We start from the raw sequence: 11,544 nt of genomic DNA, 5'->3' as shown, positions 1-11,544 counted from the left end.
TTGAGGCGCACGGCCTCCTCGACGGCGATCTCGTCGAAGGGGTTCATGGACATCTTGATGTTGGCGAGCTCCACGCCCGATCCATCCGGCTTCACCCGGATCTTGACGTTGTAGTCCACAACCCGCTTCACGCATACAAGAAGCTTCATTCGTCTGTCCCCTTGTGATTACCTTTGCTTTTTGAGAGTAGCCTAGAGCGCTGCCGACGGTAGATCTTAGCGAGGATGGCCTCGAACCAGAGTGGGCCACGCGGTGGTCATTGATGGTGCTAGTTTTCCTCAATGATATCGCAGCCGCTCCGCCTACAAGTGTGTTCATCCCGCAGTATGAGGTATCCTCAGGTGAGTATAAGCCACCACTCGCGATCTAGTGCTCTAGAGCGGCCATAACGGCTTCGGCGCGAATCTCTTCGGTTAACTGCTCTTTGAGACGCAAGAACTCAGGGCTTGTCTTTATCGTGTAATGGCGTGGGTGTGGGAGGTTGACGGCAATGTCGGCTTTTATACGCCCTGGTCGAGCTGTCATGACAATCACACGTGAGGCCATAAAGATCGCTTCCTCAATGTCGTGCGTCACGAAGATTACAGTTTTGCGCTCGCGCTCCCAAATGCCGAGCAAGAGTTCCTGCATAAGTCCACGTGTTTGATTATCGAGGGCGCCGAATGGTTCATCGAGAAGCAAAATTTCGGGGTCGTTAGCAAGAGCCCGCGCGATTGCAGTGCGCTGTTGCATACCTCCCGAGAGCTGCATCGGATAGTGGCTTTCGAATCCGCTGAGACCGACTTTACTCACAAACGCAGACACGATCTCGGAGCGCCTCTTTGCAGGGGTCCCCCGCTCCCGCAAGCCGAAAGCTATATTTTCGGCCACAGTTAGCCACGGAAAGAGAGTATACGACTGAAACACCATACCCCGGTCTGGTCCTGGGCCCGTAACAGGTCGGCCGCCGAGCAGAACCCGACCGGCCGTTGGCTTGGCCAGACCAGCAACAATCCGCAAGAGTGTTGACTTTCCGCACCCAGACGGCCCAAGAATCGTGATGAAATCATTCTCGGAGATTGCAAGATCTGTCGGTTCAAGCGCGCGGATTGGAGCCCGTCCACGCCCGCTAGAGAATTGGCGAGAGACACCCTCGACCAGGAGCTTCGCAGGCGCCTTGGTCGAGAAAGCCGGCACAGTGTTTATGATTTGGTCAATCACGTGAGCCTCCAGCGAAAGAATTTCTTGTTTACCATCTTGAAGAGAAAGTCCGACACCAGACCAATAAGGCCGATCACGATGATGCCAAAAATCATCTGACCCGTAGCAAGCAGTGCCTGACTGTCGATGATCATATGCCCGATACCCGACGAGGAGCCGATCAATTCAGCGACGATGACATAGGTCCAGGCCCATCCGAGGACGAGCCGCAAGATCTCGGCAATGTCCGGCGCAGATGCAGGAATCAAAACCCTCTGGACCACTCCCCTGTCCCTGGCACCGAGGGTGTAAGCCGCTTCGACAAGATCTCTACGGGTGCTACCAACGGAGACCGCAACCATCAGAATGATCTGAAACACGGAGCCAATGAAGATGACGAGGAGCTTTTGGGTCTCACCAATACCAGCCCATAGAATTAGCAACGGTATAAATGCTGAGGCCGGCAGATAACGGGCAAACGAAACAAAGGGCTCGAAGAAAGCCTCAACAGGCTTGTACGCTCCCATGAGGATTCCGATGGGCACCGCGATGATCGATGCGATGAGAAAACCACCGAGCACCCGTGAGATCGTTATAGCAATGTCGGCCACAAATCCAAAACGTGTCAGGAGCGTCCATCCGTCCTGAACCATTGTGATCGGGTCGGCGAGGAAGGTTTTTGAGACAAATCCGCCAAGCGTCGCAATGCTCCATGTTGCAACGAAAAGCACAAAGAAGGAGAAACCTAGGGCGACGCGCCACGCTAGAGCTATGGGTTCGAGAGGACGAGACATTAGCATGATCGGACCTTCAGAGTCTGGAGGAGAATCGTGAGAGGCGGAGGCGCCGCACGATGGGTCGAGCCTGCGTCGCCATATTGGTAGCCGCTACTGCACGAAGCTGCTGTCGACGATGGAGGCGATGTCCGGCTTCTGCTTGATGACGCCGGTCTCGAGTAGCAGGTCGGCGGCCTCGGCCGAGAAGGTCTTGAACTCGCTTGCGAAGAACTTCTTGTTGGCCTCGCGGTCCTGCCAGCGCAGGTACTGGGCGGACTTACCGAAGGCCTCGCCCGTCTGCTTCACGTCCGCGCCCATGATCTCGTAGGCCTTCGCCTGATCCTTGGCGATCATGTCGAGGGCCTCGAAATAGCTGTCGGCCAGGGCCTTGGCGGCTTTCGGGTTATCGGCGAGAAATTTCGGCGTGCAGCCGAAGGTGTCCATCACGGCCGGGTAATCGAGCGTGGTGGCGATGATCTTGCCGGACTGAGGCGCGGCGCGCACGGAGGAAAGATACGGCTCGTAGGTCATGGCCGCATCGTTCTGGCCGGCGATGAAGGCCTGGGCGGCTGGGCCCGGTTCCATGTTGACGACGGTCACGTCCTTCACCGAGAGCCCGTTCTTCTTCAGCATCCAGGCCAGCACGAAATAGGGCGACGTGCCGGGCGCAGAGGCCGCCACCTGCTTACCCTTGATGTCCTTGATCGAGCCGACGTCGTTCCTCACCACCATGCCGTCGGCGCCGAAGCTCTTGTCGAGCTGGAAGATCTGCTTGGTAGGCACGCCGTTGGCGTTCCAGACGATCCAGGTCTCGACCGTCGTGGCGGCACATTGGATGTCACCGGACTGGATCGCGAGATGGCGGCTGGCCTGCGGGACTTTCCTAATCGTGACGTCCAAGCCGTTCTTCTTGAAGATGCCGGCTTCCTTCGCGAGCGTCAGGGGCGCGAAGCCCGTCCAGCCCGAGATGCCAATTGTCACCTTTGCATCCTGTGCCATGGCTGGGGCACCCGCCACCGCACAAATTAAGGTCAGTCCCAAGATTGATGTTTTCATAGCTATCCTCCTTGATCGTTATTGCTACACATTTCCGCACGCCGGCCGGGCTTCCACTCCACTGTTGAAGCTATGCTTCAGGTTGCTTTGTCCGGTTGCGGTGACAGAGAAATCGAAGCCAGCAATCAAGGAAGACTCGGCATCCTTAGGCTTTCTTGATTTTAGGTTACATGAGTAACGTTCGAGCAATGATGTTGCGCTGGATCTCAGATGAACCCTCGTAAATACGCATGATACGAGCGTCACGTGCGAGCCGTTCGAGCGGTAGGTCTCGCGAGTAACCATAGCCACCATGGATCTGCAGTGCGCGATCAATGACACTGCCAGCGGTCTCAGATGCAAACAGCTTGGCCATGGATGCTTCTCGCGAGTATCGTTTCCCTGAGCCTCGCAGGGATGCCGCTCGCAATCCCACTAAGCGAGCCGCGTCGAGTTCAGTTGCCATATCTGCAAGGATCCACTGCAGCCCTTGGAACTCAGCAATCGGGTGCCCGTCTACTTGGCGCGTCTGCGACCAATCGATCGCCGCAGCAAGGGCCACTTTCGCCATGCCGGTGCACATCGCGGATACTTCGATGCGACCATTGTCCAGCACATTCATCGCGGTTCGAAAACCGCTGCCTTCCGGTCCCAATCGATTGCTTTCAGGAACCCAGCAGTCAAACACAACTTCAAAGACGTGCCCACCTCGCAACCCCATGGTTTTCTCTGGGGCGCTGACGTGGACACCGCCATTTTTTGGCTCGACAACAAACGCGCTGATGCCCTTGTAGCCAGATGCAGGATCGGTCTTCGCAAAAACGACGATGAAATCGGCATGCGCAGCATTAGAAATAAAATGTTTTACGCCGCTGATCCGGTAGCCCCCTTTCTCACGAACAGCCCGGGTGCTCATATCAGCGGGATTTGATCCGGCTCGAGGCTCCGTCAAAGCGAAAGCTCCGAGAGTGCGCCCAGTGGCGGCGTCGGGCAGGTACTGCACCCGAACGTCATCGCCGCCGCCCAAGAGGATTGAGTCCGTCGCGAGATAATGCGCTGTCACCATCGAAACAGTCGAGCCACATGCGCCGGCCAGAGCTTCGACGGCAAGATAAAGCGCGATCGGGGATACGCCTGCTCCTCCCCACCGTTCGGGAAGGTTCATGCCCATGACTCCTAGGTCTCCCAACGCCGGGATGTGCTCCGCGACAAAGGTTTCCGTCTCGTCGATCGCCTGGGCTCGGGGCTTCAATACGGCCTCAGCGAATTTTGCAATTGTCTCTGCAACGGCAAGATCGTCAGAGTCTGGATGGAAGTTCATGTTTATACCCGCTATGCGTCGAAAAGATCTGCACTAATGGTCACCAGAGATCGGCCAGAATTTGCTGGGTATGCTGCCCGAGTTTAGGGACTGGAGCAGGTCGACCACGAACGGTGCCGGAAAAGTGCGCAGGTTGCTCTGGAAGAGGGAAACTCATCTCGTCCTGTCGGAACAGCATGCGATGGCGGGTCTGTTCCGAATGGATTGCCTCTGCGAGATTCTGGATCGGTGCAACGGGGATACCCGCTTTCGAGAGCCAGCTCTCAACCTCTGCAGATGAAAGCGGGGTTGACCATTGTTCGATGACGGAGCGGAGGAAGGGCTCATTTGCAGCGCGATCCGCGTCGGTCCGGAATCGGGGATCAGTCACAAGATCAGGGCGCTTAATGACCTCTGCAAAGCGTTCAAACAGCCTTTCGTTGAGCACCGCGATAGCCACATGGCCATCGGATGTCTGATACACGCCGAACGGTGCCGAAAGAGGGTGGCGGTTTCCGACGCGCTGCGGAATCTCGCCGCTTGCGAGGTGGCGACATGCACCAGTTGGCAAAAGAGAGAGAAGGGCATCAAACATTGCAAGATCAATGTAACAGCCTCGGCCTGTCTGTTCGCGCTGCCAGAGAGCGGATGTCACGGCCCAGGACCCGTAAAGACCCGCCACCAGATCCGCGATTGCTTCACCGACCATGACGGGAGGTCCGTCCGGGTCTCCTGTTAGAGACATGAGGCCGCTCGTTGCCTGAATGATTATGTCGTAGGCTGGGCGGTCGCGCATAGGTCCTGTCTGACCAAAACCGGAGATGCTGAGGTAGACCAGTTTCGGGTTCACCGCGGACAATGTGCTGTAGCCAATTCCAAGCTTGTCAGCGACGCCTGGGCGGAAATTCTCAACTACGACGTCTGCCGTCTCGGCAAGTCTTAGAGCTACCTTGAGGTCCTCGGGGGACTTAAGGTCAAGGACAATGCTGCGCTTGCCACGATTTGTTGACATGAAGAGCGCACTCTCGCCGTCGATAAATGGTCCAATGTGGCGATAGTCATCTCCATGAGGAGGCTCGACCTTGATAACCTCTGCTCCAACATCAGCCAGGAGTGCGGTCGCAAACGGGCCTGCGAGAACACGCGTAAAGTCGAGAACACGCAGCCCGCTGAGTGGTCCTTTAACATTGTTCAGCTCTGTCGGCACGCTTTGTCTCCTGTTATCCTGAAGGCTATTGACGTCTTTGGGATCAAAGCAAATAATTTATACGCATACAGGAGATAGATTTTCTTGATCCCGTTCACGCTCCGGCAGCTACAGTATTTCGTGTCCGCCGTTGAGCACGGAGGTACCGCGCAAGCCGCGCATGCGCTGAACGTCTCGCAGCCTTCTGTTTCGATGGCCATTAAGCAGCTCGAGGAAACACTCGGCGAAGTGCTGTTCGTCCGACACCATGCCAAGGGTCTCGTCTTGACGCCTGCGGGAAAATCTAAGCTGGCTGAAGCTCGAAGCCTGCTTTCTCAGTCCAAAGCGTGGATTGCCTCACCAAACGGCATGAATGGTCGCGATGCCTGGATTGATGTCGGCTGTCTAATTACGCTTGGGCCAAGTCACGTGCCGGCTATCATCAGGCGCTTCCGGCAGCATAATCCTGGTGTTCAGGTGAGGCTACACGAAGCGAATGTTGAGCAACTGCATCATTTGATCGACAACGGCTCCATTGAAGTGGCGCTCACATACGATTTGGATCTCGGGCGAAGTGGAAACATGGAAGTCGTCGGACACCTGAAACCCTATGCCCTTGTAAGCTCCGATCATCCATGGGCCACACGCAGGACTGTGTCACTGAGGGAGATCGCCGAGAATCCGTTGATTCTTATAAATCTGCCGTACAGCCGGGAGTATTTCCTAAGTCTGTTTAGGTTGGTCGGTGTGACGCCGATCATTGCGATGGAAACGCAGTCCTTGGAAATGGTGAGAGGGATGGTTGCAAACGGGCATGGCATCTCTGTGTTGGTCACCAATCCTTATCCACAAGTCAGCTACGATGGACGCCCTCTGGTCAGCCTTGAGATCGCTGAAATGGTTCCTCCACAGAAGGTTGTCGTCATTACTCCTAGGCAGTTTCCTGTAACCTGGATGGCCGAAGCTTTCATTCAGAGTATTCGTGAGCATTTTTCATTCAAGTCGATGGCATAATTTATCAAAAGTGCCTCCTTGGTCCGTGCGCCCGCGTTGCGCAGGAGCGCCTTGAGCTTGGCGAAGAGCTGCTCGATCGTGTTGGCATGATGCCTCTCAATGACTGCTTCCTGTGACGTTCAGTCTGATGGCTTGATGCGAGCTGCGGGGCTATCGGCGAGTTTCACCAGCCAAATGCGTTGTGTCCCTACCTGAGCCAACCGCCCCTTGAGTGTCCCCCGCCGCAGCCAACCGTATACTGTCTGCCGGTGTGCCCCAAGCTGCTCGGCCACTTCCTGCAAGGTCATTTCCTCATCATCCGCACGCGGCACTTTCCCGGACCAGATCGGCCGCTTCGTGCCATGCCCGTGCCGCTGCAGCAGGCGCCGGATCATTGGAGCGTTGAAGGCGCTGCGCTTGGCGGGCCGAAAGCCCTCCGCGTTCAGGCGGGCGGCAATCTGCTCGGCCGTGGTACCCGCCGTCCGCAACGCCACCGCCCGTGCCAGCAGCTGATCGAAGTTCGCCAGCTGCTCGAACCGCCGCACCGGCCGGATCACCGCATGCCGGGTGATGACGCCGCCGGCCCAGTGGCATGCGATCTCCGCCCGCTCGGTCGCGCCCTGCAGATGGATCACCACCCGATCGAGCATGGTCCGTGCGATCGTCTGCCGGTCACGCGCCGTTGTGGACGCAGCACTCCACAGGGCCGGAATGTCCTCGGCCAAGCGGTGCACCGCCGCCTGCTCCTCCGGCGTCAGCCGTTCCGGCTCATGGGCCAGGGCCCGCTGGTGCTCGCTCTCCAGCGTCTGGTGGGCTGTCAGCGCCGTCTCCCAATCCCGCTCCAGGGTGCGTGCCACAAGGCGGTTGGACGGGTCGACCGCCTCATAGCGCCGGCGGGCCAGATCCGCCTCGTAGCCTGCGCGTTCCAATCGCTGCTTCCAGTGCTGCCGTCGTTGCTGACGCTCCAGCTCGAGATCCTCGGCCACCTGCAGGCTGACCTCAATCGCCGAGGGCGAGAGCGCCTCCAGCATCAAAGCACTGACATGCTCATCCACCGGGCGGGCACTGATCGACTGGCACTGAGGCGCGCCGTAGGTCGTTGCCATCTGATTGCAGGCATACCGCGCTTCCCGGCCATCGTCGTTGTAAGTGACGCACATGCGCCGGCCACAGACCCCGCAGGTCACCAGCCCGCCGAGCAGCGCGGGGCCGCCGCGGGGAAGGCCGGTGTGGCGGGCGCGATTGGCTGCCATCTGCTCCTGGTTCCGCTCGAAGGTGTCCCAATCAATGTAGGCCGGACGCGTGCCTTGGTGCAGCACCTTCCAGGCCTTTGGATCATGCAGGAAGCGTTTGCCGCTGTGCGGCTGGCCGGGCCGGCGCAGGCGGCCGTCATAGGTGCGCCGGCCATAGACATATGCTCCGGCATAAAGCGGGTTGCGCAGCATGTCGCGCAGCGTCTGCCCGTTGGGCCGGGTCCAGTGCACGTCGCCCTTGTGCGGCCCGCGGCGGATGCGGTCCGGTAGGCGAAGGTCGTGGTCGACGAGATAGCGCAGGATGCCGCTGACCGAACGTCTCCGCTCGAAGAGGGTAAACACCAGACGGATGATCTCCTGCACTTCCTCGTCGGGATCGAGCGCGACCTCACCGGATGGCTTGAGCACGTAGCCGCGGGGCAGCCCCAGAACCAACTCGCCGCGCTGTGCCTTGGCGCGGCGGCCCTCGAGCATGCGCGCTTTGAGGATGTGGATCTCCGCCTCGCTCATGGTGCCCTTCAGGCCGAGCAGCAGGCGATCGTTGTAGAGACTGGGGTCGTAGATGCCGTCGGCATCGCCGATCAGGGTATCGAAGAGGGCGCACATCTCCAGCAGCTGATGCCAGTCGCGGCACGAGCGTGCCAGGCGCGAGACCTCGATGCCGAGCACCAGGCCGATGTGGCCGAAGCCAACCTCGGCCACCAGGCGCTGGAAGCCGGGCCGGTCGAGGGCCGAGGCGGCGGAACGCCCGAGATCGTCATCGATGACCATGATCTGCTCGGGTCGCCAGCCGAGCTGGCAGGCGCGGTCCGTCAGGGCGTATTGCAGGCGGGTGGATTCGCGGTTGTGCTCGATCTGCCGCAGCGTGGACTGGCGGACATAGACGACCGCCTGGCGGTCACAATGGCGGGCCCGGATCTTGTCGGAGAGTGTCGGAGCGAGGATGTCGAGTTCCGGGCTCATGATCCGCCTCCTGTGTGGCGGCCAGAGACTGGCGGATGAGGTTGGAGATCAGCACCACCAGGCGACGGCGCCGGTCGGGCGGCAGATCCTGCCAGTGGATGGGTGTCGATCGCGGGGTCATGGCGTGCTGCCATCCATAAGGCCAAGGCGCGCAGCGCCTGATGGCCCACTCGCGGTGTCAATGGAACCTCACGTTCAGAGGTTCCACGTTGGTCCGATCTCGATCGGATTGAGATCGGGACGATATGGCGGCAGGTACAGCAGGCTGGCCCCGGCGGCTCGGATCGCCTCCTCAACGCCTGCCACCTTGTGGGTTGCAAGATTGTCGAGCACCACCACATCACTAGGAGAGAGGGCTGGTGCCAGCATCTGCTCCACATAGGCGCGGAAGATCTCGCCCCGCATGAGCCCGTCCACCACGAGCGGAGCGATGATGCCACTTTCCCGCAGGCCCGCCACAAAGGTGGTGGTCAGCCAGTGCCCGTGTGGTACCGCATCGACGACCCGCTGTCCGCGCGGCGAATGCCCATAGCGCCGGGTCATGTTGGTGGCGGTGCCGGTCTCATCCAGAAACACAAAGCGGCTGGGATTCATGAAGCGTTGCCACACCCGAAAGCGGCGGCGCTCCTGGGCTACGTCCAGCCGGTCCATGCCATTAGGCGCAGCGGGAGCATCGCACCCTTCTCCTCCGGGATGAGACCGGCCACAGCTTCTGTGCCCGGCCAGCCACGACCTGGGCGCGACGCGGGCAGACCCCGGTGTTGCGGCGGGTGAGCAAACGGCGTGAGGTCTCGAGCATCGTGGCGATCACGCCGGACGGGCGGCTCTATGCCCGCCATGTCCGCACCAGCGTCACAAGCAGCACCGTGATCGCGGCCCTGCGGTCTTTCCGCCGGAAGGTCGGCACGCCGCTGCTGGTGGTCTGGGATCGGCTGAATGCCCACCGCTCCCGAGCAACCAGCGCCTTCATCGCGGCCCATCCGCAGGACTACGCGGTGGCCTACCTGCCGGCCTATGCGCCAGAGCTCAACCCGGAGGAGCAATGCAATGCCCTCGTCAAAGGCGCCATGGCGAACGCGCTGCCCGGGTCAGTCGCTGATCTACACCGTCTGGCCCGCCGTGAATTCTGTCGCTTGCAAGGTCACCCCAAGATGATCGTCAGCTTCTTTCGGCACGCAGGGCTCTCTGTTGCAGGCCTTCCGTGAAGATCATTAGGAGCCAGCCACCTCATATGTTTGATTACTATTCAATGAGAGCTGCTTCAAGTGCTCCCAAATCGTCCACAAAATCGTACGCTTTCCTAAGAGTTCCACACGTCAGTCACGCAGCACGTCCCTGCCCATGGCGCAAGCCAACCCTCTATCGAGAGCAAAAGAGCAGCGCTGCCAGTCCCTCTTCGCCTAGATCCGCACGGAGGCGCTCGACGCACTCATTGGGCAGCAGCCCCACTCCTCTATCTCTATTACAGTGAGAATCTGTTCAAATAGCCTTCAACCATCTTGTCATCATGGTGCGGCCCCGCGTAGGTGGAGGCGGGTAACATCTAAGAGCGGCCTGAGAGAGAGCCCAAGCTGGTGGCCGAGGATTGCCTCACATGGGCTATTGCGGTGCTCGCCAATATCATGAAACGACGCGGGTCGGCATACCCAGGCCTGTATGGCACCATTGACCAAGAGTTGGCGACGTTTTGCTGGTGGCTCAGCTATGATATGCCGCCGAGTAGAAAGTGATGGACGCAATCTCAAGCCTGTATAGGCCCTGCTCTCACTCTGGAAAGACACCCAAGTATGTCGCTTATGGAACTCATTGGTTTTCTGGTTCTGACTGGCATTGCTGCTTATGTACAGACACTCACGGGCTTTGCATTCGGCCTCGTGACCATGGGTGGAGTTGGTCTCACCGGACTGCTCCCGTTGCCTCACGCCGCAATGATTGTGAGCGTGTTGACCCTCGTGAATGCCTCCCAAATGCTCCTGAAGGGCTGGCGTGATGTAGCATGGCGTGAATTTGGCCTTGTCATGTTCGGGAGCATTCCTATGCTCTTCGTCGGCTATTGGTTGCTTGGATGCCTCGCTGGATCCCGCACCGATCTTCTGCAGATGGTTCTCGGCTTCATAATTGTCGTCTCCAGTCTGCAGCTTGCGCGAAAACCTGAACCGCTCAGCACACAGTCCGGCTATGGATCATTTCTGTTCTTCGGTGGGATTGCTGGGATGATGGGCGGAATGTTCTCAACCGCAGGCCCGCCGCTTGTGTACCACTTCTACCGTCAGCCTTTGCCGTTGGTGAAAGTGCGTGAAACCCTGGTGACGGTTTTTGCGCTCAACGCCGTATTCCGCATCAGCCTTGTGATTCTCTCGGGGGACTCTCCGTCAGCATCAACCTTGACTGGGCTCCTTGCCGTTCCGGCAGTCATTGCAGCCACTTACATTGCGCGGCGCTGTCCGCCGCCCTTCTCCCCCGTCAGGATGCGCCGCATCGTTTTCGTCCTTCTGCTGCTTTCTGGTCTGTCACTCGGCGTGCCTCCTATACTTCACCTTCTGAAAGATATCTGATACTGGGACGCCGTCATAGACAAGCTTAGACCTCTTGGCCTTGCTGAATGGGGACACTCTGCGGAATGTCCAACCTTGCCCCTGATGCTACCTGGGTACCCTAAGGGCGCCAATGCCTCAGTCAGAGTCCCTCCGATCTGTCGGCGTGTGCATTCGATCTATTCGGGCTGCCACGGTAACTCCTAGGCGGTGACTTAGGCATAAGAACAATGGGATGAGCAAGCCTGCTAAAGCGGATTGCGAGCTGGTTTAAATCCAAAGCAATGGGTTGAGCGTTGAAGAGGTGTTGGTGCAGGAGATCATC

The 11,544-nt window shown here is 58.9% G+C and carries 9 protein-coding genes and 2 pseudogenes; 3 read left to right on the top strand and 8 right to left on the bottom strand.

Going from position 1 to position 11,544, the window contains the following annotated elements; all coding sequences use genetic code 11:
* The 6 genes and pseudogenes from JQC81_RS33625 to JQC81_RS30745 form a co-directional block, all read right to left on the bottom strand.
* A pseudogene (locus JQC81_RS33625) lies at window positions 1-149 on the bottom strand (electron transfer flavoprotein subunit beta/FixA family protein); the annotation flags it as partial.
* Window positions 150-366: 217 nt separating this feature from the next.
* Window positions 367-1,176 carry an ABC transporter ATP-binding protein gene (locus tag JQC81_RS30765; RefSeq protein WP_203275579.1) on the bottom strand — a complete coding sequence of 270 codons (810 nt, stop codon included), beginning with the start codon at window positions 1,174-1,176 and terminating at the stop codon, window positions 367-369.
* A gap of 20 nt (window positions 1,177-1,196) precedes the next feature.
* Window positions 1,197-1,973, bottom strand: a complete 777-nt coding sequence (locus tag JQC81_RS30760; protein WP_203275578.1) for an ABC transporter permease — start codon at window positions 1,971-1,973, stop codon at window positions 1,197-1,199.
* Window positions 1,974-2,066: 93 nt separating this feature from the next.
* On the bottom strand, window positions 2,067-3,011 hold the full coding sequence (locus tag JQC81_RS30755; protein ID WP_203275577.1) for an ABC transporter substrate-binding protein: 945 nt from the start codon (window positions 3,009-3,011) through the stop codon (window positions 2,067-2,069).
* A 166-nt stretch (window positions 3,012-3,177) separates the two neighbouring features.
* Window positions 3,178-4,311 (bottom strand): acyl-CoA dehydrogenase family protein, encoded by a 1,134-nt coding sequence (locus JQC81_RS30750; protein WP_203275576.1) that lies wholly within the window; start codon window positions 4,309-4,311, stop codon window positions 3,178-3,180.
* Between the two features lie 40 nt (window positions 4,312-4,351).
* On the bottom strand, window positions 4,352-5,497 hold the full coding sequence (locus JQC81_RS30745) for a CaiB/BaiF CoA transferase family protein (RefSeq protein WP_203275575.1): 1,146 nt from the start codon (window positions 5,495-5,497) through the stop codon (window positions 4,352-4,354).
* 84 nt (window positions 5,498-5,581) lie between these two features.
* On the opposite strand from JQC81_RS30745, the gene JQC81_RS30740 reads away from it, so the two are divergent.
* Window positions 5,582-6,490, top strand: a complete 909-nt coding sequence (locus tag JQC81_RS30740) for a LysR family transcriptional regulator (protein WP_203275574.1) — start codon at window positions 5,582-5,584, stop codon at window positions 6,488-6,490.
* Between the two features lie 119 nt (window positions 6,491-6,609).
* Here JQC81_RS30740 and JQC81_RS30735 read toward each other — a convergent pair whose 3' ends face one another.
* Window positions 6,610-8,685 carry a recombinase family protein gene (locus JQC81_RS30735; RefSeq protein ID WP_203275573.1) on the bottom strand — a complete coding sequence of 692 codons (2,076 nt, stop codon included), beginning with the start codon at window positions 8,683-8,685 and terminating at the stop codon, window positions 6,610-6,612.
* Between the two features lie 195 nt (window positions 8,686-8,880).
* Complete coding sequence (locus JQC81_RS30730) at window positions 8,881-9,336, bottom strand: IS630 family transposase (protein ID WP_203275572.1); 456 nt, start codon at window positions 9,334-9,336, stop codon at window positions 8,881-8,883.
* 41 nt (window positions 9,337-9,377) lie between these two features.
* Between JQC81_RS30730 and JQC81_RS30725 the strand changes: the two are divergent.
* Both JQC81_RS30725 and JQC81_RS30720 read left to right on the top strand, forming a co-directional pair.
* A pseudogene (locus tag JQC81_RS30725) lies at window positions 9,378-9,890 on the top strand (transposase); the annotation flags it as partial.
* A 582-nt stretch (window positions 9,891-10,472) separates the two neighbouring features.
* Window positions 10,473-11,240, top strand: a complete 768-nt coding sequence (locus JQC81_RS30720) for a TSUP family transporter (protein ID WP_203275571.1) — start codon at window positions 10,473-10,475, stop codon at window positions 11,238-11,240.
* The last annotated feature ends 304 nt before the right edge of the window (window positions 11,241-11,544 follow it).

It is taken from the genome of Microvirga arabica (assembly GCF_016811235.1).
GTDB classification, from domain to species: Bacteria; Pseudomonadota; Alphaproteobacteria; order Rhizobiales; family Beijerinckiaceae; genus Microvirga; species Microvirga arabica.
The sequence above is the reverse complement of the archived record's forward strand: the minus strand, read 5'-3'. Positions and strand labels throughout refer to the sequence as shown.